Source organism: Streptomyces showdoensis (genome assembly GCF_039535475.1).
Classification (GTDB): Bacteria; Actinomycetota; Actinomycetes; order Streptomycetales; family Streptomycetaceae; genus Streptomyces; species Streptomyces showdoensis.
The window spans coordinates 3,635,041-3,657,036 of sequence record NZ_BAAAXG010000026.1 but is presented as its reverse complement, the minus strand read 5'-3'; the positions used below and the strand labels follow the sequence as shown (position 1 = coordinate 3,657,036).

The 21,996-nt window shown below is 73.5% G+C and carries 18 protein-coding genes; 7 read left to right on the top strand and 11 right to left on the bottom strand.

The features are described 5' to 3' along the window. Positions 1-19: 19 nt before the first annotated feature. The 3 genes from ABD981_RS29750 to ABD981_RS29740 form a co-directional block, all read right to left on the bottom strand. Positions 20-1,480 carry a glutamate synthase subunit beta gene (locus ABD981_RS29750; protein ID WP_046907053.1) on the bottom strand — a complete coding sequence of 487 codons (1,461 nt, stop codon included), beginning with the start codon at positions 1,478-1,480 and terminating at the stop codon, positions 20-22. Next, positions 1,473-6,044 carry a glutamate synthase large subunit gene (gene gltB / locus ABD981_RS29745; protein ID WP_046907052.1) on the bottom strand — a complete coding sequence of 1,524 codons (4,572 nt, stop codon included), beginning with the start codon at positions 6,042-6,044 and terminating at the stop codon, positions 1,473-1,475. The genes ABD981_RS29750 and gltB overlap by 8 nt, the downstream gene beginning before the upstream one ends. Positions 6,045-6,547: 503 nt before the next feature. Beyond that, on the bottom strand, positions 6,548-7,276 hold the full coding sequence (locus tag ABD981_RS29740; protein WP_046907051.1) for a VIT1/CCC1 transporter family protein: 729 nt from the start codon (positions 7,274-7,276) through the stop codon (positions 6,548-6,550). Between the two features lie 230 nt (positions 7,277-7,506). On the opposite strand from ABD981_RS29740, the gene ABD981_RS29735 reads away from it, so the two are divergent. The 7 genes from ABD981_RS29735 to ABD981_RS29705 are packed head-to-tail and all read left to right on the top strand — an operon-like array spanning position 7,507 to position 15,359. After that, positions 7,507-8,502 (top strand): ADP-ribosylglycohydrolase family protein, encoded by a 996-nt coding sequence (locus ABD981_RS29735; protein WP_046907050.1) that lies wholly within the window; start codon positions 7,507-7,509, stop codon positions 8,500-8,502. Next, positions 8,502-9,842, top strand: coding sequence for an ADP-ribosylglycohydrolase family protein (locus ABD981_RS29730; RefSeq protein ID WP_240495167.1), 1,341 nt, complete (start codon positions 8,502-8,504; stop codon positions 9,840-9,842). The genes ABD981_RS29735 and ABD981_RS29730 overlap by 1 nt, the downstream gene beginning before the upstream one ends. Beyond that, entirely contained in the window at positions 9,823-10,974 is a 1,152-nt protein-coding gene (locus ABD981_RS29725; RefSeq protein ID WP_046907049.1) for an ADP-ribosylglycohydrolase family protein, read from the top strand. Before ABD981_RS29730 ends, ABD981_RS29725 begins: the two co-directional genes overlap by 20 nt. Continuing rightward, positions 10,971-12,437, top strand: coding sequence for an ADP-ribosylglycohydrolase family protein (locus tag ABD981_RS29720; RefSeq protein WP_123954356.1), 1,467 nt, complete (start codon positions 10,971-10,973; stop codon positions 12,435-12,437). Before ABD981_RS29725 ends, ABD981_RS29720 begins: the two co-directional genes overlap by 4 nt. Next, complete coding sequence (rbsK, locus tag ABD981_RS29715; RefSeq protein WP_046907048.1) at positions 12,434-13,345, top strand: ribokinase; 912 nt, start codon at positions 12,434-12,436, stop codon at positions 13,343-13,345. The genes ABD981_RS29720 and rbsK overlap by 4 nt, the downstream gene beginning before the upstream one ends. Further along, on the top strand, positions 13,342-14,556 hold the full coding sequence (locus ABD981_RS29710) for a CaiB/BaiF CoA transferase family protein (protein ID WP_046907047.1): 1,215 nt from the start codon (positions 13,342-13,344) through the stop codon (positions 14,554-14,556). The genes rbsK and ABD981_RS29710 overlap by 4 nt, the downstream gene beginning before the upstream one ends. Continuing rightward, entirely contained in the window at positions 14,553-15,359 is an 807-nt protein-coding gene (locus ABD981_RS29705; protein WP_046907046.1) for an HpcH/HpaI aldolase/citrate lyase family protein, read from the top strand. The genes ABD981_RS29710 and ABD981_RS29705 overlap by 4 nt, the downstream gene beginning before the upstream one ends. Positions 15,360-15,449: 90 nt before the next feature. Here the strand turns inward: ABD981_RS29705 and lgt are convergent, their stop codons facing one another. From lgt to ABD981_RS29665, 8 genes are all read right to left on the bottom strand, one after another. Beyond that, a complete protein-coding gene (lgt, locus tag ABD981_RS29700; RefSeq protein WP_046907045.1) occupies positions 15,450-16,472 on the bottom strand; it encodes a prolipoprotein diacylglyceryl transferase in 1,023 nt (340 codons plus the stop codon). Between the two features lie 117 nt (positions 16,473-16,589). Beyond that, the gene (locus ABD981_RS29695; RefSeq protein WP_046907122.1) at positions 16,590-17,420 is read right to left on the bottom strand and encodes a DsbA family protein; all 831 of its coding nucleotides are present in this window, start codon (positions 17,418-17,420) and stop codon (positions 16,590-16,592) included. Positions 17,421-17,484: 64 nt separating this feature from the next. Further along, positions 17,485-18,312: a tryptophan synthase subunit alpha gene (gene trpA, locus ABD981_RS29690; RefSeq protein ID WP_046907044.1), complete on the bottom strand. Its 828-nt coding sequence runs from the start codon at positions 18,310-18,312 to the stop codon at positions 17,485-17,487. Beyond that, positions 18,309-19,547, bottom strand: coding sequence for a tryptophan synthase subunit beta (gene trpB, locus ABD981_RS29685; protein ID WP_046907043.1), 1,239 nt, complete (start codon positions 19,545-19,547; stop codon positions 18,309-18,311). Before trpB ends, trpA begins: the two co-directional genes overlap by 4 nt. A gap of 347 nt (positions 19,548-19,894) precedes the next feature. Continuing rightward, entirely contained in the window at positions 19,895-20,149 is a 255-nt protein-coding gene (gene trpM / locus ABD981_RS29680; protein ID WP_046907042.1) for a tryptophan biosynthesis modulator TrpM, read from the bottom strand. 6 nt (positions 20,150-20,155) lie between these two features. Then, positions 20,156-20,965 carry an indole-3-glycerol phosphate synthase TrpC gene (gene trpC, locus ABD981_RS29675; RefSeq protein WP_046907041.1) on the bottom strand — a complete coding sequence of 270 codons (810 nt, stop codon included), beginning with the start codon at positions 20,963-20,965 and terminating at the stop codon, positions 20,156-20,158. Positions 20,966-21,096: 131 nt separating this feature from the next. Next, entirely contained in the window at positions 21,097-21,588 is a 492-nt protein-coding gene (locus ABD981_RS29670; RefSeq protein WP_123954355.1) for a DUF2752 domain-containing protein, read from the bottom strand. Between the two features lie 77 nt (positions 21,589-21,665). Next, positions 21,666-21,920, bottom strand: coding sequence for an HGxxPAAW family protein (locus ABD981_RS29665; RefSeq protein WP_046907040.1), 255 nt, complete (start codon positions 21,918-21,920; stop codon positions 21,666-21,668). Positions 21,921-21,996 lie beyond the last annotated feature (76 nt).

Here is a 21,996-nt window from a genome sequence, read left to right as displayed (position 1 = left end):
TCTTGGGGGGTCCTGCCGGTCAGACCGTCAGGGCACGGTCCGTCGGGCGGATCGGGGCCGGCAGGGAGCTGGCGCCCGTCAGGTGGCGGTCCACGCCACGGGCGGCCGAGCGGCCCTCCGCGATGGCCCACACGATCAGCGACTGACCTCGGCCGGCGTCGCCGGCGACGAAGACGCCATCGACGTTGGTGGCGAAGTCCGCGTCACGGGCGATGTTACCCCGCTCATCCAGGTCCAGACCAAACTGGGCCACCAGGCCGTTCGCCACGTCCGTGCCGGTGAAGCCCATGGCGAGGGTGACCAGCTCGGCGGGGATCTTCCGCTCGGTGCCCGGCTTCTGGGTCAGCTTGCCGTCGACGAACTCGACCTCGACGAGGTGCAGGAACGCGACGTTGCCGTCCTCGTCGCCCTCGAAGTGGGTGGTGGAGACGGAGTAGACCCGCTCGCCGCCCTCCTCGTGGGCCGAGGTGACCTTGTAGAGCATGGGGAACGTCGGCCACGGCTGGCCCGGGTTCCGCTCCTCGCCCGGCCGCGGCATGATCTCCAGCTGGGTCACGGAGGCCGCGCCCTGGCGGTGCGCCGTACCGACGCAGTCCGCGCCGGTGTCGCCGCCGCCGATGACGACCACGTGCTTGCCCTCGGCCGAGATCGGCGAGGAGACGAAGTCGCCCTCGACGACCTTGTTGGCGAGCGGCAGGTACTCCATCGCCTGGTACACGCCCTTGAGCTCCCGGCCCGGGACGGGCAGGTCGCGGGCGGTGGTGGCGCCGGCGGCGACGACCACCGCGTCGAACCGCTTGCGCAGGTCCGTCGCGGTCAGGTCGCGGCCGATCTCGATGCCGGTGCGGAACTTGGTGCCCTCCGCGCGCATCTGCTCGATGCGGCGGTTGATGTGCCGCTTCTCCATCTTGAACTCGGGGATGCCGTAGCGCAGCAGACCGCCGATGCGGTCGGCCCGCTCGTACACCACCACGGTGTGGCCGGCCCGGGTCAGCTGCTGGGCGGCGGCGAGACCCGCCGGGCCCGAGCCGATGACCGCGACGGTCTTGCCGGACAGGCGCTCCGGGGCCTGCGGCCGGACGTCGCCGCCGTCCCACGCCTTGTCGATGATCGAGACCTCGACGTTCTTGATGGTCACGGCCGGCTGGTTGATGCCGAGCACGCACGCCGCCTCGCACGGAGCCGGGCACAGGCGGCCGGTGAACTCCGGGAAGTTGTTGGTGGCGTGGAGGCGCTCGGACGCCGCCGACCAGTCCTCGCGGTAGGCGTAGTCGTTCCACTCGGGGATGAGGTTCCCGAGCGGACAGCCGTTGTGGCAGAACGGGATGCCGCAGTCCATGCAGCGGCCGGCCTGCTTGCTGATGATCGGCAGCAGGGAGCCGGGGACGTAGACCTCGTTCCAGTCCTTGACTCGCTCGCCCACCGGCCGGGTCTTGGCGACCTCGCGCCCGGTGGTCAGGAAGCCCTTGGGGTCAGCCATGGGTCGCCGCCTCCATCATCTTCTCGGTGGTCTCGGTCTCGGAGAGACCGGCGAGCTCAGCGGCGTCCTTGGCGGCGAGCACTGCCTTGTACGTGGTGGGGATGATCTTGCTGAACCGGTCCGCGTTCACGGTCCAGTCGGCCAGCAGCTTCTCGGCGACGGTCGAGCCGGTCTCCTCGAAGTGGCGGCGCACGACGTCGTGCAGCCACGCCTTGTCGGTGTCCGACGGGGCCTCGACGGCGTCCAGGTTGCCCGGGTTGACGTTGTCCCGGTCGAGGTCGATCACGTAGGCGACACCGCCGGACATGCCGGCCGCGAAGTTGCGCCCGGTCCCGCCGAGGACGACCGCCGTGCCGCCGGTCATGTACTCGCAGCCGTGGTCGCCCACGCCCTCCGAGACGACCAGCGCGCCGGAGTTGCGGACGCAGAAGCGCTCGCCGGTGCGGCCGCGCAGGAACAGCTCGCCGCCGGTGGCGCCGTAGCCGATGGTGTTGCCGGCGATGGTCGAGTACTCGGCCAGGTGGTCGGCGCCGCGGTCCGGACGGACCACGACCCGGCCGCCGGAGAGGCCCTTGCCGACGTAGTCGTTGGCGTCGCCCTCCAGGCGGAGGGTGACACCGGCCGGGAGGAAGGCGCCGAAGGACTGGCCCGCGGAACCGGTGAAGGTGATGTCGATGGTGTCGGCGGGCAGGCCCGCGCCACCGAACTTCTTCGTCACCTGGTGGCCGAGCATGGTGCCGACCGTCCGGTTGATGTTGCGGATCGCGACCTGGGCGCGGACCGGCTGGGCGGTCTCGGCGGACTCGGCGCCCAGGGCCTCGGCGGCGAGCTCGATCAGCTCGTTGTCGAGGGCCTTCTCCAGGCCGTGGTCCTGCTCGACCAGGGCGTGGCGGACCGCGCCCTCGGGCAGCTCGGGCACGAAGAACAGCGGCTCCAGGTCCAGGCCCTGCGCCTTCCAGTGGGAGACCGCGCGGCTGGTGTCGAGGAGCTCGGCGTGACCGACGGCCTCCTCCAGGGTGCGGAAGCCCAGCTCGGCGAGGAGCTCGCGGACCTCTTCGGCGATGAACTCGAAGAAGTTGACGACGAACTCGGGGTCGCCGGAGAAGCGGTCGCGCAGCACCGGGTTCTGGGTGGCGATGCCGACCGGGCAGGTGTCCAGGTGGCAGACGCGCATCATGACGCAGCCGGAGACGACGAGCGGCGCGGTCGCGAAACCGAACTCCTCGGCGCCGAGCAGCGCGGCGATGACCACGTCGCGGCCGGTCTTGAGCTGACCGTCGGTCTGGACGACGATCCGGTCGCGCAGGCCGTTGAGCAGCAGGGTCTGCTGGGTCTCGGCGAGGCCGAGCTCCCAGGGGCCGCCCGCGTGCTTGAGGCTCGTGAGGGGCGAGGCGCCCGTACCGCCGTCGTGGCCGGAGATGAGCACGACGTCCGCGTGGGCCTTGGACACGCCGGCCGCGACCGTGCCGACGCCGACCTCGGAGACCAGCTTCACGTGGATGCGGGCGGCCGGGTTGGCGTTCTTGAGGTCGTGGATCAGCTGGGCCAGATCCTCGATGGAGTAGATGTCGTGGTGCGGCGGCGGGGAGATCAGGCCGACGCCGGGCGTCGAGTGCCGCGTCTTGGCGACCCACGGGTAGACCTTGTGGCCGGGCAGCTGGCCGCCCTCGCCGGGCTTGGCGCCCTGGGCCATCTTGATCTGGATGTCGTCCGCGTTGACCAGGTACTCGGAGGTGACGCCGAAGCGGCCGGAGGCGACCTGCTTGATCGCGGAGCGGCGCTCCGGGTCGTACAGGCGGTCCGGGTCCTCGCCGCCCTCGCCGGTGTTCGACTTGCCGCCGATCCGGTTCATGGCGATGGCGAGGGTCTCGTGGGCCTCGCGGGAGATCGAGCCGTACGACATGGCGCCGGTGGAGAAGCGCTTGACGATCTCGGAGACCGGCTCGACCTCGTCGATCGGGATGGCCTCGCGACCGGCGGCGAAGCCGAACAGGCCGCGGAGCGTCATCAGGCGCTCGGACTGCTCGTTCACCCGGTCGGTGTACTTCTTGAAGATGTCGTACCGCTTGGAGCGCGTGGCGTGCTGGAGGCGGAAGACGGTCTCCGGGTCGAACAGGTGCGGCTCGCCCTCGCGGCGCCACTGGTACTCGCCGCCGATCTCCAGGGCGCGGTGCGCCGAGGGGACGCCGGTGGCGGGGTACGCCTTGGCGTGGCGGGCGGCGACCTCCTTGGCGACGACGTCGAGGCCGGCGCCGCCGATCTTGGTGGCGGTGCCGTTGAAGTACTTCTCGACGAAGGCGGTGTCGAGGCCGACGGCCTCGAAGACCTGCGCGCCGCGGTAGGAGGCGACGGTGGAGATGCCCATCTTGGACATGACCTTCAGGACACCCTTGCCGAGCGCGTAGATCAGGTTGCGGATGGCCTGCTCGGGCTCCAGGCCCTCGATGAAGGTGCCGGCCCGGACCAGGTCCTCGACGGACTCCATGGCCAGGTACGGGTTGACCGCGGCGGCGCCGTAGCCGATGAGGAGGGCCACGTGGTGGACCTCGCGGACGTCGCCGGCCTCGACCAGCAGGCCCACCTTGGTGCGCTGCTTGGTGCGGATGAGGTGGTGGTGGACGGCCGCGGTGAGCAGCAGCGACGGGATCGGCGCGTGCTCGGCGTCGGAGTGCCGGTCGGACAGGACGATCAGGCGGGCGCCGCCCTCGATCGCCGTGTCGGCCTCGGCGCAGATCTCCTCGATGCGGGCGGCGAGCGCGTCGCCGCCGCCGGAGACCCGGTAGAGGCCGGAGAGCGTCGCGGCCTTCATGCCGGGCATGTCGCCGTCGGCGTTGATGTGGATGAGCTTGGCCAGCTCGTCGTTGTCGATCACCGGGAAGGGCAGCGTGACGCTGCGGCAGGACGCGGCGGTCGGGTCGAGCAGGTTGCTGCCGGGGCCGAGGGAGGAGCGCAGCGAGGTGACGAGCTCCTCGCGGATGGCGTCCAGCGGCGGGTTGGTGACCTGCGCGAACAGCTGGGTGAAGTAGTCGAAGAGCAGCCGCGGGCGGGCGGACAGGGCCGCGATCGGGGAGTCCGTGCCCATGGAGCCGATCGGCTCGGCGGCGGAGCGGGCCATCGGGGCGAGGATGACGCGGAGCTCTTCCTCGGTGTAGCCGAAGGTCTGCTGGCGGCGGGTGACCGAGGCGTGGGTGTGCACGATGTGCTCGCGCTCGGGGAGGTCGGAGAGCTCGATCTCGCCGGTCTCCAGCCACTCCGCGTAGGGCTGCTCGGCGGCGAGGCCGGCCTTGATCTCGTCGTCCTCGATGATGCGGTGCTCGGCGGTGTCGACGAGGAACATCTTGCCGGGCTGGAGGCGGCCCTTGCGGACGACCTTGGCGGGGTCGATGTCCAGGACGCCGACCTCGGAGGAGAGCACGACCAGGCCCTCGTCGGTGACCCAGTAGCGGCCGGGGCGCAGACCGTTGCGGTCGAGGACCGCGCCGACCTGGACGCCGTCGGTGAAGGTGACGCAGGCCGGGCCGTCCCAGGGCTCCATCAGAGTGGAGTGGTACTGGTAGAAGGCGCGGCGGGCCGGGTCCATGGAGTCGTGGTTCTCCCACGCCTCGGGGACCATCATCAGGACCGCGTGCGGCAGCGAGCGGCCGCCGAGGTGGAGCAGCTCCAGGACCTCGTCGAAGGAGGCGGAGTCGGAGGCGTCCGGCGTACAGACCGGGAAGATCCGCTCGATGCCCCGGCCGTCGGCGCCGGTGCCGAAGACGTCGCCGGCGAGCTGGGCCTCGCGGGCGGTCATCCAGTTGCGGTTGCCCTTGACCGTGTTGATCTCGCCGTTGTGCGCGACGAAGCGGTACGGGTGGGCGAGCGGCCAGCTCGGGAAGGTGTTGGTGGAGAACCGGGAGTGGACCAGGGCCACGGCGGTGGCGCAGCGGCGGTCCGACAGGTCCGGGAAGAAGGGCTCCAGCTGGCCGGTGGTCAGCATGCCCTTGTAGACGATCGTGCGGGCGGAGAGCGACGGGAAGTAGGTCCCGGCCTCGCGCTCGGCGCGCTTGCGCAGGACGAAGGCCTTGCGGTCCAGCGCGATGCCGCTGTTCTCGCCGTCGGCGACGAAGAGCTGGCGGAAGACCGGCATGGTGGCGCGGGCGGAGGCACCGAGCAGCTCGGGGGCGACGGGGACCTCGCGCCAGCCGAGGACGTTCAGGCCTTCCTCGGACGCGATCGTCTCGATCCGCGAGACGGCCTGTGCGGAGCCGTCGGCGGGGAGGAACGCGATGCCGACGGCGTACGCGCCGGCCTCGGGGAGCTCGAATCCGGCGACCTCGCGCAGGAACGCGTCGGGCACCTGGAAGAGGATTCCGGCGCCGTCTCCCGAGTCGGGCTCGGACCCGGTGGCGCCGCGGTGCTCGAGGTTGCGCAGTACGGTCAGCGCCTGCTCGACCAGCGCGTGGCTGGCTACACCGGTGAGGGTGGCCACGAACCCGACACCACAGGCGTCGTGTTCGTTACGGGGGTCGTACATCCCCTGCGGGGCGGGGCGACCGTCCATGGGCGACCAGGCGTCGGAACGCATCGGCTCTCCCGTCGTCGTCGTGGCATATGCAGCAGCCGAGGGACGACGTTGGCCCTCCGCGAAATTTCGTGCAGGTTACATGATGGCTGGCTTCTCGGAAAGTGGATAGCTCATTCCAGCATGCGGACACCGCCGGTACGGACGGTGGCAATGATCCAGCTGTGGGACACGGGTACTGCACGGGAACGGAAAGGGCTCCCATGGTTCCCATGGGGGGGACGGATCAAGGTTTCCGGGGGTCTCCGGTGACCCGTCGCAGAAGCGGGCCTCATTGCCCGCGGCGCTTACGCCTCATGCCCGGTGGTCAGGGTTTCGAAACCGCCGGGTAACCGGCTAGTTATGTGGCGCTGCGCATAGTGTCTCACCGGAACGCTGGATCCGCTCCGGGATATACGTCACAGAGACAGGGGCCCTCCGTCGTGTCTTCGGACATGCGAAAGGCCCCCGGGGCGTGGACCGGGGGCCTTGGACGGCGCGCGAGGTGCGGCCGCGTTCGGGGGCGGCTACAGGGCCGCTCCGAAGAGCATGCCGAGCCCGTACGTGACGGCGGCGGCGGCACCGCCGAGGACGAGCTGGCGCATCCCGCTGAACCACCAGCTGCGGGCGGTGACCCGGGCAACCAGGGCACCGCAGCCGAAGAGCCCGAGGAGCGCGAGCAGCACGGCCGGCCACAGCGCGGTCGCGCCGAGCAGGAACGGCAGGACGGGCAGCAGGGCGCCGAGCGCGAACGAGCCGAACGAGGACACCGCGGCGACCGTCGGCGACGGCAGGTCGTCGGGGTCGATGCCCAGCTCCTCGCGGGCGTGGATCTCCAGCGCCTGCTCCGGGTCCCGGGACAGCTGCATGGCGACCTCGCGGGCGAGCGCGGGCTCGACGCCGCGGGAGACGTAGAGCGCGGCCAGCTCCTCCATCTCGTCGACCGGGTGCTTGCGCAACTGGCGACGCTCGACGTCCAGTTCGGCCTGGACGAGCTCGCGCTGCGAGGCGACCGAGGTGTACTCGCCGGCGGCCATGGAGAAGGCGCCGGCCGCGAGCCCGGCGAGGCCGGTGATCACGACGGTCTGCGTGGAGACCGCACCGCCGACGACACCGGTCATGAGGGCGAGGTTGGAGACGAGTCCGTCCATCGCACCGAAGACCGCGGGGCGCAGCCAGCCGCCGTTGACGTCCCGGTGGGTGTGGTTGTCGCGGTGGGCCTCGTGGAGCGGTGCGACGGCTTCGATGATGGACATGCTTCTCCCCTGTCTTTCCAGCGGGTTCGGCACGCCCGCCCCCTTCGACACCCTCGAAAATACGCCCGATGTAAGGGGCGCGCCAGCAAGGCAGGCCGTACTTACTAAGGCTCGCATTACTGAGGCAGGCCTTCCTGACCTGCTGTCACCCGGGTGACAGAAACGTTTCGGTGGAGGGTCCGGCCCCTTCGCGTGGCAGGCATCCGGGTGAGCGTGAAAGGGGAGTGCACATGATCGGCACGACGATGTGTGACGTGCGCGAGCGCGCGAGGGGCGCGCTGCTCGGGCTCGCGGTCGGCGACGCGCTCGGCGCGCCCGCCGAGAACCTGCGCCCTTCGGAGATCCGCCGCCGATGGGGCCGGATCGAGGGCTTCGTGACGGACCGTCCGGCGGGCACGGACGACACCGAGTACGCCATCTTCTCCGGCCTGCTGCTCGCCCGGCACGGCTCGGCGCTGACCGTGGCCCACGTCGAACGGGCCTGGCACCACTGGATCGCCGACCTCGACGAAGGCCCGTTCCGCGGCGCCGGCTTCTCCGAGCGCGGCACCCTGGAGAACCTGCGGCGCGGGCTGGCCGCCCCCATCTCCGCCCAGCACCGGCACGCCTGGAGCGACGGTCTCGCCATGCGGGCCGCGCCCTTCGGGGTCTTCGCCGCGGGCCGCCCCGCCGAGGCCGCCCGGCTGGTGGCCGTCGACGGGAGCGTCAGCCACGAGGGCGAGGGCATCTACGGCGGCCAGGCCGTCGCGGCTGGCGTCGCCGCGGCGATGGCCGGCGCCTCGGTCACCTCGGTCATCGCGGCGGCCCTCTCGGTGGTCCCGATGGACTCCTGGACGGCCCGCTCGATGCGCCGCGCGGTGGTCGCCGCGCAGCGCGTCCAGCCCGACCCGCCGACCCGCGAGCGCACGGTCCGCTCGGCGGTCGTCATCGGCGGCTACCCCTGGACGGACCTGGCCCCCGAGGCCGTCGCCCTCGCCTTCGGCGCCTTCGCCGCGGCCCGCGGCGACTTCCGCACGGCGGTCCTGACCGCCGTGAACATGGGCCGCGACGCCGACACGACGGCGGCGGTGGCGGGCGCCCTGGCAGGCGCCTCGGGCGGCCTCGCCGCCATCCCGGAGGAGTGGTCCACCGCCATCGGCCCGGTCACCGGCAGCTGCCTGCCGTCGATGCGGGGCTACCACGTGCTGGACATCGCGGACCTGCTGACCCCGGAGGGGGAGATCTGATGAGCGGAGAGACGACGGTGGCACCCGCCGCACCGGGCGTGGACGAGCGTTCCACCGGAGGAGGGCGGCCGGAGTGGGCACGGCCCGCGACGGCCGACACGGTCCCCCTGGACCCCGCCCACCGGAACCCGCCCCCGGTACGGGTCGCCCGCCGCGCCCCCGTCCTGGGCACCCGCAGGGCCGCCGCCCCCGCGAGGGCGAGCCGCGACACGATCGAGGGCCTCCTCCTCGGCCTCGCCGCGGGCGACGCCGCCGGCTGGCCCGCGGCGAGGCACCGCGCCGCCCGCATGCCCGAGTGGACCCGCCGCCTCACCCGCGAACTCGACACCTTCGCCGAGCAGAACGCGACGACCACCCTCCCCGTCCCCATCGCCCTCAACCAGCCCCCCGAGCCGCTGCGCCTCGGCCCCTCCGACGACGCCGAGTGGGCGGTGTTCACCGCCGAGGCCCTGCTCGCCTCCGCGGGCCCGCTCTTCGACGCCCTGCCCCCGGAACGCCGGCTGCGCGCCGCCGTCGACCTGGCCTGGAACTCCCTCGCCAGCCAGGTCGCCGCCGCGGCCGAGCGCGCCCCCGAGGTCGAGTCCGCCGTCCTGCCCCTCCGCGCCCGGATCTCGGTCCGGGCCGGTCTCGGCAACCTCGCCGCCGGGCTGCGCCCGCCCGCCACCGGCCACGACAACCCGCACTACTTCGACGACGCCGCCTGCGTCCGGGCCGCCGTGCTCGCCCTGGTGCACCCCGGCGACCCGGCCGCCGCGGCCGAACTCGCCGAGTTCGACGCCCGCTACACCCAGGACGGCGACGGCGTGCACGGCGCGCGGGCGATGGCGGCGGCCACCGCCGCCGCCATCGGCGGGGCCGGGCCCGACGAGGCCGTGGAGGCGGCGCTGGCGCAACTGCCGCCCGCCACCGAGATCGGCCGCAACGGCCGGTACGCCGTCGAGCTGGCCCGCACCGCCGCCTCCGCCTTCGAGCTGGTCCCGCTCCTGGAACACCGGATCGTCGACCACGTCTACAGCTACGGCATCGCCGCCGCCGAGACCGTGCCCGTCGCCCTCGCCCTGACCACCGCCGCGCGCGGCGAGATCGCCGCCGCGCTGCCGGCCGCGGCCTGTCTGTCACGGGTCGCCGACTCGGCCCCGGCGCTGGTGGGCGCGCTCACCGGCGCGCTGGGCGGCGGCGGTTCGGTTCCGGCGACCTGGCGGGAGGCCTGCCGGACGCTCGCGGGCTGCGCGCTGCCCCGGCTCGCGGGCACGGACCTGGTGGAACTCGCCGGTCTCCTCGGAGCCACGGAACCGGCAGGACCGGGTGGACAATTCAGACATGACACCCACTCTGGATGACCGGATCACCGGCAGCCTCATCGGCGCCGCCGTCGGCGACGCCCTCGGCGGCCCCGTCGAGGGCTACACGCCCGCCCAGATCCTGGAACGCCACGGCGGCCGCGTCACCGGCATCGTCGGCCCCTGGAACGGCGGGGCCTGGCGCACCGCGCGCCCCATCGCGCCGTACCACAAGGGCGACGGGCACGTCACCGACGACACCTTGATGACGCACGCCCTGATCAGGGTGTACGAGGAGGTCCGCGACCACCTCGACGCGTACGCCGTCGCCGAGCACCTGGTCCCCGAACTCATGGGCCGCCCCGTGTGGATCCCCGAACTGGAGGCGGAGGCGCTCCCCCTCCAGCGGGTGTTCCTGGCCGAGAAGTGGATCGTGGCCCGGCTCCACTACGGCCACGCCGACCCCCGCGAGGCCGGCACCGGGAACATCGTCAACTGCGGGGCCGCGATGTACATGGCCCCGGTCGGCCTGGTGAACGCGGCGAACCCGGCGGGCGCCTACGCCGAGGCGCTCGACCTCGCGGGCGCCCACCAGTCCTCCTACGGCCGGGAAGCGGCCGGCGTCTTCGCGGCGGCGGTCGCCGCGGCCTGCGTCCCGGGCGCCACCCCGCGCTCGGTCGTCGACACGGCGCTGGCGCTCGCCAAGGACGGCACCCGCGCCGCGATCCGGGCCGTCACCGAAGTCGCCGCGTCCCACCGCGACTTCGAGTCCGCGCTCGACCCGCTGCGCCGCGCGGTCGCCCCGTACGACTCCGTCGGCCCCGACTACCGGGCCCCCTCCCTCGACGCCCGCCGCCCCTCCCGCGTCCACGCGATCGAGGAACTGCCCATCGCCCTCGGCATGCTGCTCGTCGGCGCGGGCGACTACCGCCGCACGGTCCTGGGCGCGGTCAACTACGGCCGGGACTGCGACTCGATCGCCACGATGGCGGGCGCGATCGCCGGGGCGCTGGGCGGCGAGTCGGTGATCCCCGCGGAGTGGGCGAAGCGGGTGGCCGAGGCCAGCCGCCTCGACCTGCACGCCCCGGCGACCGCCCTCGCCGCGGTCGCCCGCGAGGTCCACGCCCGCGACACCGCCCGTCGCCGCGCCCACGAGTCCGCCTACGCGGCCCTGACCGGCACGGCCCGATGACGACCGCCGAAGCCGGGACCCGGACGCCCGCAGGACCGGCCCCGGGCCCGTCGGGCGCGGCCGGCGCCCCGCTGCGGCTGACCTGGGTCCAGCCCGAGGACCTGGTCGGACACGAGCTGCGCCAGGCGGCGGAGGACGGCCGCGACGCCGGCGCACTCGCCGCCCGCTGGCAGGCGGCCGGCGGCCCCCCGGCCCCGGCCACCGCCGGCGCCTCCCCCACCGCCCACCCCGCGCTGCGGCCGCTGGCCGAAGAACTCCTGGACGCCCTGGCCGCCCTCCCCTCCCCCCTGTCCTCCCGCGAACCCACCGACCTCGCGGCCATCGTCGCCGCCTGCCCCGACTGGCCGGACGACCGACGACGGCACCCGGCACCCGGCCTCCTCCCGGACCCCTTCCCCGGCCTCCTCCCCCGCCTGCACGCCGCCTGGCTGGGCCGGGCCGTCGGCTGCCTGCTCGGCAAGCCGGTCGAGAAGCTGCCCCTGGACGCCCTCCGCGCCCTCGCCCGCGCCACCGGCAACTGGCCGCTCGCCGACTGGTTCACGGCCCGCGGCGTACCCCCCGCCCTGCTCGCCGCGCACCCCTGGAACCGGCGCTCCGCCGCCACCTCCCTCGCCGAGAACATCGACGGCATGCCCGAGGACGACGACCTCAACTACCCCCTCCTCGGCCTGCTCCTGCTCCGCCGCCACGGCCGCGGCTTCAGCACCGCCGACGTCGCCCGGATCTGGCTCGACGAACTGCCCGCCGGCCGCACCTTCACCGCCGAGCGGATCGCCTACCGCAACCTCCTCGACGGCGTCGAACCCCCGCTCACCGCCTCCCGCCGCAACCCGTTCCGGGAGTGGATCGGCGCCCAGATCCGCGCCGACGTGCACGGCTGGACCCGTCCCGGCGACCCGGCCGCCGCCGCCCGGCAGGCACACCGGGACGCGGTGCTCACCCACACCGGCAACGGCGTGTACGGCGCCATGTTCGTCGCCGCCACCCTCGCGGCGGCCGCCGGCGGCAGCGCCGACGTCCACCGGGCCCTGGCCGCCGGACTCGCCGTCGTCCCACCGGAGTCACGGCTGGCCGAGGCCGTGCGGTACGGCATCGCCCTCGCCCGCGACACCCGCGCGCCCCGGGACTTCGACCCGGTCGTGGACCGGCTCCACGCCCGGTTCGGCGGGTATCACTGGGTCCATGCCGTCCCCAACGCCGCCCTCCTCGCCGCCGCCCTCACCCACGCCGACGGCGACTTCACCCGCTCGGTCTGCGCCGCCGTCTCGGGCGGCTGGGACACCGACTCCAACGGCGCCACGGCCGGCTCCGTCGCCGGACTGCTCGCCGGTCACCCGGACCGGCTGCCCGCACGCTGGACCTCCCCCCTCAAGAACCGTCTCGCCACCTCGGTGCCGTCCTTCGACGGCATCGGTTTCGACACCCTGGCCGCACTGACCCACTCGGAGGCCGTACGCCCATGACCAGCATCGTCGTGCTCGGCAGCACGAACATGGACCTCGTGGCCTATGTGCCCAGGGCCCCCGCCCGCGGCGAGACCGTGACCGGCCGCGAGTTCCGCACCGTCCCCGGCGGCAAGGGCGCCAACCAGGCCGTCGCCGCCGCCCGGGCCGGAGCGGAGGTGTCGCTGATCGGCGCGGTCGGCGCCGACGAGTTCGGCGCCCGGCTCCGGTCCGCCCTCGAACACAGCGGCGTCGACACCGACCTGCTGCGCACCGTCGAGGGCCCCTCCGGCACGGCGCACATCGTCGTCGACGACGAGGGCGGCAACGCGATCGTCGTCGTCCCCGGCGCCAACGGCACCGTCACCTCCCTCACCCACGGCGACGAGGCCCTGATCGGCACCGCCGACGCCCTGCTCCTCCAGCTCGAACTCCCCCTCTCCGTCGTCGTCGAGGGCGCCCGCACCGCCCGCGGCCTCGGCGTGCGCACCGTCCTCACCCCCGCCCCCGCCCGTGCCCTGCCACCGGAACTCCTCGCCGCCACCGACCTGTTGGTCCCCAACGAGCACGAGGCCGCCGCCCTCACCGGCCATGCCGAACCACACGCCGCCGCGCAGGCCCTGCTGCGGTTCGTCCCCGAGGTGGTGATCACCCTCGGCGCCTCCGGCTGCCTGTACGCCACGCGCGGCGCCGAACCCGTCACCGTGCCCGCGCCCCGCGTCCGGGCCGTGGACACCACCGCCGCGGGCGACACCTTCGTCGGCGCCCTGGCCGTCGCCCTGGCGGAGGGCCGTCCCGTGCCGGGGGCGCTCGCCTGGGCCTCGGCCGCCGCCGCGCTCTCGGTCCAGCGCGCCGGCGCGTCCACCTCGATGCCGTACCGCTCCGAGATCGAGGCGGCGGCCGGAGAGCCGGAGGCGGAGCCCGCATGACCGCCGCCGACCCGTCCGCCGCGCCCGCCCCGCCCCTCCGCGGACTGCGCGTCCTCGACCTCGCCACCCTCTTCGCCGGTCCGCTCGCGGCGATGATGCTCGGCGACTTCGGTGCCGAGGTCGTCAAGATCGAGCACCCCCGCCGGCCCGACCCGTCCCGCGGCCACGGCCCGGCGAAGGACGGGGTCGGCCTGTGGTGGAAGGTCCTCGGCCGCAACAAGCGGACGATGACCCTGGACCTGTCCGCCCCCGGCGGCCGCGACACCCTGCTGCGGCTGGCCGCCGACGCCGACGTGATCGTGGAGAACTTCCGGCCCGGCACCCTGGAGCGCTGGGACCTCGGCTGGGACGAGCTGTCCGCCGTCAACCCGCGGCTGGTGCTCGCCCGGGTCACCGGCTTCGGCCAGTTCGGCCCGTACGCCCACCGGCCCGGCTTCGGCACCCTCGCCGAGGCCATGAGCGGCTTCGCCGCCATCACCGGCGAACCCGACGGACCGCCGACCCTGCCGCCCTTCGGCCTCGCCGACTCCATCGCCGCCCTCGCCACCGCGTACGCGGTGATGACCGCGCTCACCGCCAGGAACACCACCGGCCGCGGCCAGGTCGTCGACATGGCCATCATCGAACCGATGCTCTCCGTCATCGGACCCCACCCCCTCTGGTACGACCAGCTCGGCTACGTCCAGCCCCGCACCGGCAACCGCTCCCGCAACAACGCCCCGCGCAACACCTACCGGACCTCCGACGGATCCTGGGTCGCCGTCTCCACCTCCGCCCAGTCCATCGCCGAACGCGTGCTGCGCCTGGTCGGCCGCCCGGAGCTGATCGACGAGCCCTGGTTCGCGGACGGCACCGGCCGGGCCGCGCACGCGGAGCTCCTCGACGAGGCGGTCGGCTCCTGGATCGCCCGCCACACCCGCGAGGAGGCCCTGGCCGCGTTCGAGAAGGCGGAGGCCGCGATCGCCCCGGTCTACGACGTCCGGGACGTGCTCGCCGACCCCCAGTTCCAGGCCCTCGACACCGTCACCGAGGTCCCGGACCCCGAACTCGGCCCGATCCGCATGCAGAACGTCCTCTTCCGGCTCTCCGAGACCCCCGGCCGCATCCGCTGGGCCGGCCGGCCGCACGGCGCCGACACCACCGAGCTCCTCACCGAGCTGGGCCTCACCGGCGCCGAGATCGCCGCCCTGCGCGAGGAGGGCGCCGTATGACCCGGGCCGCGACCCCCCTCACCTGGCTCTACGCCCCCGGCGACCGCCCGTCCGTGGTCCGCAAGGCCCTGGCCTCCGGAGCCGACGTCGTCATCGTCGACCTGGAGGACTCGGTGGCCCCGGACCGCAAGGCCTACGCCTTGGCCGCGACCGCCGAACTGCTCGCCGAACCCCACCCCGTACCGATCCACGTCCGCATCCACACGCCCCGTGACATCCGCGCACTCGCACCCCTCCCCGGGATCGTCGCTCTCCGTGTTCCCAAGGTGACACACCCCACTGACATCCACCGGATCGTCGAGCTCGCCCAGGGCCTCCCGCTCTACCCGCTCCTGGAGAACGCCCTGGCCGTCGAGCACGCGTACGCCATCGCCGCCGCCCACCCCTCGGTCCACGGCATCGCCCTCGGCGAGGCCGACCTCGCCGCCGACCTGGGCGTACAGGAGGACAGCGGCCTCGACTGGCCGCGCAGCCGGGTCGTGGTCGCCGCCCGCGCCGCCGCGCTCCCGCCCCCGGTCCAGTCGGTCCACCCCGACGTCCGCGACCTGGACGCGCTCGCCGCCGGGTGCGCGCGGGGCCGGGCCATGGGCTTCCTCGGCCGGGCCGCGATCCACCCGCGCCAGCTCCCGGTCATCGCCCGCGCCTACCGCCCCACGCCCGACGAGATCGCCGCGGCCGAGGAGGTCGTCAAGGCGGCGGAGGCCGAGGAGGGGGCGCTCGCCCTCCCCGACGGCCGCTTCGTGGACGCCGCCGTCGTCGAGGGCGCCCGCCGCGTCCTGGCCCTCGCGGCCCGTACGGCCTGAGCGGGCTGAGCGGGCCGAGCCGGCCGGAAACGCGAAGGGCCGCCGGGACCCGATGGTCCCGACGGCCCTTGGCCGTGTCCGTCGCCGGTGTCAGCGCCCGCCGGCGCCTGCGCCGTTGTCCGCGCCGTCCTTGGAGGGGGCGCCCTCGGCCGGGGCGGCGTCGGCCTTGTCGCCGTCGGCGTCGGCGTCGGCGTCGGCGTCCTTCTTCTCGTCGGCGGCCTCGTCGCCCGCCGTGTCGCCCGTCTCCGCCTTGCCGTCCTTGCCGTCCTTGCCGTCCTCGTCAGCCTTGTCGGACTTCTCCGACCTCGGCTCGACGATCTCCTCGCGGCCCGGGCGGACCTTCGCCGAGATCACGATGTAGGCGACCGCGAGGACGAAGACGACGATCGCCGTCCACACGTTCAGCCGCAGGCCGAGGATGTGGTGCGCCTCGTCGACGCGCATGTACTCGATCCAGCCGCGGCCGGCGCAGTACGCGGCGACGTACAGCGCGAAGGCGCGGCCGTGGCCCAGCTTGAAGCGGCGGTCCGCCCAGATGACCAGGAGCGCGACGCCGACGCACCAGAGCGACTCGTAGAGGAAGGTCGGGTGGTAGAGGCCGGCCTCGCGGTTGGCACCCGCGGTGATCTTCAGCGCCCAGGGCAGGTCGGTCGGCTTGCCGTAGAGCTCCTGGTTGAACCAGTTGCCCCAGCGGCCGATGGCCTGGGCGAGGGCGATGCCGGGCGCGATGGCGTCCGCGTACGCCGGGAGCGGGATGCCGCGACGGCGGCAGCCGATCCAGGCGCCGACGGCGCCGAGCGCGATGGCGCCCCAGATACCGAGGCCGCCCTCCCAGATCTTGAAGGCGTCGACCCAGTTCTCACCCTCGCTGAAGTACAGCTGGTAGTCGGTGATCACGTGGTAGAGCCGGCCGCCGACGAGGCCGAAGGGCACGGCCCAGACGGCGATGTCGGCCACGGTGCCGGCGGTGCCGCCCCGGGCGATCCAGCGCTTGTTGCCGAGCCAGACGGCGACGAAGACACCGATGATGATGCAGAAGGCATAGCCGCGCAGCGGGATCGGTCCGAGGTTGATCACGCCGGTCGACGGGCTGGGAATGTAGGCAAGGTCCATGGCAGGTCCGACGCTACCTTGCCGGGCGGGCCCCGCGGCAGCCAGCCCGGCAACTTCTCCGTAACTACCGTGACGGACGAGGTCCGCGGGAGGCCGTGCGGACCCCGCCGGGAGGGGTCAGCGGGCTGCGGATCCGGCGGCCGGGGAGGCCGTGCCGGCCTTCTTGCCCTTGTTGGCCTCGGCGACCCACTTCTTCAGGTTCTCCACGGAGATCTGCTCGTTCCCCTTCGACGGGAAGATCGATTCGCCGTTGAGCAGGACGGAGGGGGTGCCGGTGAACTCGCTGGCCTTGAAGGCGTCGTTCGACTTCTTCACCCAGGCGTCGTGCGTGCCGTCCTCGACACAGGTGCGGAAGGCGGGGGTGTCGAGCCCGGGGACCTTCGCCGCGAGCTCGATCAGCTTGTCGTTCTTCGCGTAGGCGTCGTCGGTCTCCTGCGGCTGGTTGATGTAGAGCACGTCGTGGTACTGCGTGAACTTCCCGGCGTCCTGGGCGCAGGCCGCCGCGTTGGCGGCGCGCAGGGAGCCGCTGCCGCCCATGTTGCCGTCGATCAGGGTGGCGAGGTGGTACTCGGCCTTGACGGCGCCCGAGGCCTCCAGCTCGTGGATGGTGTCCCGGAAGAAGTTCTCGAACTGGGCGCAGGCGGGGCAGCGGAAGTCCTCCCAGATCGCGAGCGTGGACGGGGCGTCCGGCCTGCCCTGGGGGATGGCGGGCTTGTCGCCGCCGATGGCCCCGGTGGGGGCGACCACGGGGCCGGCCTTGTCGGAGCTGTCCTTGCCGCCGCTGTTGGCGGCGATCACCCCGACGACCGCGGCCAGACCGAGGACGCCGACGACCGCGGCCGACACGATGAGGACGCGCCGCTGCTTCTCGCGGGCCTTGTCACGCTGACGCTGCTGCTGGAGGCGCTCCCGCGCGCTCTGGGTACCGCCACTGTTCTTCTCGCTCACGCCCACAGCAACGAACCGGGGAGGCACCACCGTGCCTCCCCGGTCCGGAATCCACCCGTATGGGTTACGGGGTGCGGCGCACGCCCTCGGCGAGTTCGGCCGCCAGTTCCCTTACGGCGCCGAGCGCGGCGGCCTCGTCGCCGTCGGCGTCGAGGATCCGCTGCACGAAGGCGGAGCCGACGATGACGCCGTCGGCGAAGCCGGCGACCTCCTTCGCCTGCTCCGCGTTCGAGACGCCGAGTCCGACGCAGACGGGCAGGTCGGAGGTGGCCCGGGTACGGCGGACGAGATCGGAGGCCTGCTCGCCGACCGAGGCGCGGGTGCCGGTGACGCCCATCAGGGAGGCGGCGTAGACGAAGCCGGAGCCGGCCGCGGTGATGGTGGCGAGCCGCTCGTCCTTGCTGCTGGGGGCGACGACGAAGACGGTGGCGAGACCGTGCTTGTCGGCGTGCTCCCGCCAGAGCGCGGACTCCTGGACCGGCAGGTCGGGCAGGATGCAGCCCGCGCCGCCGGCCGCGGCGAGCTCCTCGGTGAAGCGCTCGACGCCGTAGCGGTCGATGGGGTTCCAGTACGTCATGACGAGGACCGGCTTGCCGGTGGCCGCGTGGGCCTCCCGCACCGTGCGCATGACGTCGGCGATCTTGACGCCGCCGCGCAGGGCGATGTCGTCGGCGGTCTGGATGACCGGGCCGTCGAGGACCGGGTCGCTGTGCGGCAGGCCGACCTCCACGACGTCGGCGCCGCCGTCGAAGACGGCCTTGATCGCGGCGATGCCGCCGTCCACGGTCGGGAACCCGGCCGGGAGGTACGCGATGAGCGCGGCGCGGTCCTCGGCCTTGGCCTTGGCCAGGGTGTCGCTGAGCAGCTGGATGGTGCCGGTGCCGGTCGTCACTGGGAGCCCTCCCCGTCGTACAGGCCGAAGTAGCGGGCCGCGGTGTCCATGTCCTTGTCGCCGCGCCCGGAGAGGTTGACGAGGAGCAGGCCCTCCGGGCCGAGCTCCTTGCCGATCTCCAGGGCCCCCGCCAGGGCGTGCGCGGACTCGATGGCCGGGATGATGCCCTCGGTACGGGAGAGCAGGCGCAGGGCCTGCATGGCGGCGTCGTCGGTGACGGCGCGGTACTCGCCCCGGCCGCTGTCCTTGAGGTAGGCGTGCTCCGGGCCGATGCCGGGGTAGTCGAGTCCGGCGGAGATCGAGTACGGCTCGGTGATCTGGCCCTCCTCGTCCTGGAGGACGTAGGAGCGGGAGCCGTGCAGGATGCCGGGCTCGCCCGCGGTCAGGGTGGCCGCGTGCTCACCGGTCTCGACGCCGTGGCCGGCCGGCTCGCAGCCGATCAGCCGGACGGAGGCGTCCGGGACGAAGGCGTGGAAGAGGCCGATGGCGTTGGATCCGCCGCCGACGCAGGCGACGGCGGCGTCGGGCAGGCGGCCGGCGCGCTCCAGGATCTGGCGGCGGGCCTCGACGCCGATGACGCGGTGGAAGTCGCGGACCATGGCGGGGAAGGGGTGCGGTCCGGCGACCGTGCCGAAGAGGTAGTGGGTGTTGTCCACGTTGGCGACCCAGTCGCGGAACGCCTCGTTGATGGCGTCCTTGAGGGTGCGGCTGCCGGACTTCACGGCGATGACCTCGGCGCCGAGGATGCGCATGCGGGCCACGTTGAGGGCCTGGCGCTGGGTGTCGATCTCGCCCATGTAGATGGTGCAGTCGAGACCGAAGAGGGCGCAGGCGGTGGCGGTGGCGACGCCGTGCTGGCCGGCGCCGGTCTCCGCGATCACGCGGGTCTTGCCCATGCGCTTGGTGAGCAGGGCCTGGCCGAGCACGTTGTTGATCTTGTGCGAGCCGGTGTGGTTGAGGTCCTCGCGCTTGAGGAAGACCCGGGCGCCGCCGGCGTGCTCGGCGAAGCGCGGGACCTCGGTGAGGGCGCTGGGGCGACCGGTGTAGTTGACCATCAGGTCGTTGAGCTCGCGGGCGAACTCGGGGTCGGCCTTGGCCTTGTCGTACTCGACGGCGACCTCGTCGACGGCGGCGACGAGGGCCTCCGGGATGAACTTGCCGCCGTAGGCGCCGAAGTAGCCCTCGGGGGACGGGACCTGACCCTCCGGGTCTGGAATGAAGAACTCGCTGGACATGCGGTTGCTCCTCGCGGGGCGGGTGCCCCGGGTACGCGTGCTGATGGTGGTCACCGTATGCGCGCGTGCCTCTCACGTACTCCGAACAGCCGCCGCGCCGCGCCGTTGTGGGCAATCGTTCCGCTGGGGCGGAACAAGTGGACACAACGGACGGCGCACCTTGCCGGGCCCAGGCTTCCGCGCCCGTACCCGCGCCCCGGGTGCGGCGCGCGTGTGGTGCGGGCCAAGGCCCTGGGAGCGGAGGCGCCGCAGGGGCGCCGTCCCGTGTGCCCACCCGTCCCGGCCTGCGGGACGATTGCCCACGGCGTGGTGGGCGGACCGGAAGGACGCCTGGCGGGGAAACCGGTTCAGGCGGTCGTGGTGTACGTGGAGGTGCGCGCGGGGCGCGGGCGCCATCGCATGCCGTTGACCTGGCCCGGCTCGGAACCGATCACGTACCGGACCCGGCGGCCGTGGACACGGCGGGCGGGTGCGCGGCAGCCGCGCGGCCGGCAGCCCCGGGCCAGCGGGGCGTGGGCCGGTGCGGCGGCGGTGCGGAGTCGCGTACGGCGCGCCGACGGGACCTCTGGCGAGGTCGGCGAGGCGGCGCGGCGGACGGTCATGTCAGGTCAGCTCCGGCCGTGGCGCAGCGCCGGGTGGGCGCCGGCGGCGACCAGGTCGGCGACGGCGGCCTTCGGGTCGCGGCCGGTGACCAGGGACTCGCCGACCAGGACCGCGTCGGCGCCGGCGTTGGCGTACGCGATGAGGTCGTGCGGGCCGCGGACACCGGACTCGGCGACCTTGACGATGTGGTCCGGGATCTCGGGACCGACGCGCTCGAAGGTGGAGCGGTCGACCTTGAGGGTCTTGAGGTTGCGCGCGTTGACGCCGATGATCCGGGCGCCCGCCTCGACGGCCCGCTCGACCTCGTCCTCGTCGTGGACCTCGACCAGCGGGGTCAGGCCGATGGACTCGGCCCGCTCGATGAGGGAGACCAGGGCCTCCTGCTCCAGGGCGGCGACGATGAGGAGCGCGAGATCCGCTCCGTACGCCCGCGCTTCCCAGAGCTGGTACGCGGTGACGATGAAGTCCTTGCGCAGCACGGGGATGTCGACCCGGGCCCGGACGGCCTCCAGGTCGGCGAGGGAGCCGCCGAAGCGGCGCTGCTCCGTGAGGACGGAGATGACGGCTGCGCCGCCGGCCTCGTAGTCCGCGGCCAGGGCGGCCGGGTCGGCGATGGCGGCGAGGGCGCCCTTGGACGGGCTGGAGCGCTTGACCTCGCAGATCACCTTGACGCCCTCGCCGCGCAGTGCGGCGACGCCGTCCTTGGCCTGCGGCGCCTTGGCGGCGCGCTCCTTGAGCTCGTCGAGGGAGACCCGCGCCTGCCGCTCTGCGAGGTCGGCGCGCACGCCTTCGATGATCTCGTCGAGCACACTCACGCGAGAGGCCCCCTTCCGGGACGGTGACGGTGTCGATGAACACCGAGGAACAGTGTTCAGCCATGTCGATGGTATCCGCAGGTGGGCCCCGGACCCGCATCGGTGGGGGACGCGTCCCATCTGCTGGGACTTCAGGGGGCCAGCGCCGAGCCGAACGGGAGGTTCCGCACCAGGGTGAAAACGGCCAGAACGGCCCCGATCCCCCACCACAGGACCGGGGAGACCGAGAGCCGCATGGGGACCCCCTTGACGGCTCGAATCAGCCAGACGGTCACGACGACGACGAAGACGCCGTAGCCGACCACGGCCAGGGCGTTCGCGCCGAGGGCGGCGCCGAGGTCGCCGTGGACGAAGGCGTGGGCGCTGCGCAGGCCGCCGCAGCCGGGGCAGTAGACGCCGGTGAAGCGCAGCAGCGGGCAGACGGGATAGTGGCCGGGCTCGTTGGGGTCGACCGTCCCGACGTACGCGAAGGCGGCGGCGACCCCGGCGAGGGTGCCGAGCGGGGCGAGCAGCCGCCGGGCGAGGGGCCTGGGCTCCGGCGGGCCGTACGGGGCGGGTGGCACGGCCCCCCAGGGGCCGGGCACGGGTTCGGTGTCGGCTCCCGCCGTCGGCTTCACGTCCACCCGGTGATTCTCGCCGCTGACGCGCGAAGGCGCAGCCCCGCGTCGCGGGACTGCGCCTTCGGAGTGAGCGCTGGGCGTCAGGCGCGCGCCTTGACGCTCGCGGTGGCGGCCTCACGGGCGGCGACGACGGCGGCCGACTGCTTCGGCATGCCGAGGCCCGCGATCTTCATCGCGCCGCCGACGACACCGCCGAGGACGATGACGCCGACGCCGCCCCAGAACGCGGGCACGTTGGCGGCCACCATGAAGACTCCGGCGATGCAGAAGCCGATGAAGGAGATGATGACACCGGTCCAGGCGGCCGGGGTGTGTCCGTGGGCGCTGCCCGCCATGAGTTGCTCCTCGTTGATGTTGCTCGGTGGTGACGTCTCATTCTTCCGCACACGGGGGCGCGGAGATGAATCGGGG

Coding starts and splice junctions, on each gene's coding strand:
- ABD981_RS29750 (WP_046907053.1), bottom strand. CDS start 1,480: ATGGCTGACCCCAAGGGCTTCCTGACCACCGGGCGCGAGGTCGCCAAG.
- gltB (WP_046907052.1), bottom strand. CDS start 6,044: ATGCGTTCCGACGCCTGGTCGCCCATGGACGGTCGCCCCGCCCCGCAG.
- ABD981_RS29740 (WP_046907051.1), bottom strand. CDS start 7,276: ATGTCCATCATCGAAGCCGTCGCACCGCTCCACGAGGCCCACCGCGAC.
- ABD981_RS29735 (WP_046907050.1), top strand. CDS start 7,507: ATGATCGGCACGACGATGTGTGACGTGCGCGAGCGCGCGAGGGGCGCG.
- ABD981_RS29730 (WP_240495167.1), top strand. CDS start 8,502: ATGAGCGGAGAGACGACGGTGGCACCCGCCGCACCGGGCGTGGACGAG.
- ABD981_RS29725 (WP_046907049.1), top strand. CDS start 9,823: ATGACACCCACTCTGGATGACCGGATCACCGGCAGCCTCATCGGCGCC.
- ABD981_RS29720 (WP_123954356.1), top strand. CDS start 10,971: ATGACGACCGCCGAAGCCGGGACCCGGACGCCCGCAGGACCGGCCCCG.
- rbsK (WP_046907048.1), top strand. CDS start 12,434: ATGACCAGCATCGTCGTGCTCGGCAGCACGAACATGGACCTCGTGGCC.
- ABD981_RS29710 (WP_046907047.1), top strand. CDS start 13,342: ATGACCGCCGCCGACCCGTCCGCCGCGCCCGCCCCGCCCCTCCGCGGA.
- ABD981_RS29705 (WP_046907046.1), top strand. CDS start 14,553: ATGACCCGGGCCGCGACCCCCCTCACCTGGCTCTACGCCCCCGGCGAC.
- lgt (WP_046907045.1), bottom strand. CDS start 16,472: ATGGACCTTGCCTACATTCCCAGCCCGTCGACCGGCGTGATCAACCTC.
- trpB (WP_046907043.1), bottom strand. CDS start 19,547: ATGTCCAGCGAGTTCTTCATTCCAGACCCGGAGGGTCAGGTCCCGTCC.
- trpM (WP_046907042.1), bottom strand. CDS start 20,149: ATGACCGTCCGCCGCGCCGCCTCGCCGACCTCGCCAGAGGTCCCGTCG.
- ABD981_RS29665 (WP_046907040.1), bottom strand. CDS start 21,920: ATGGCGGGCAGCGCCCACGGACACACCCCGGCCGCCTGGACCGGTGTC.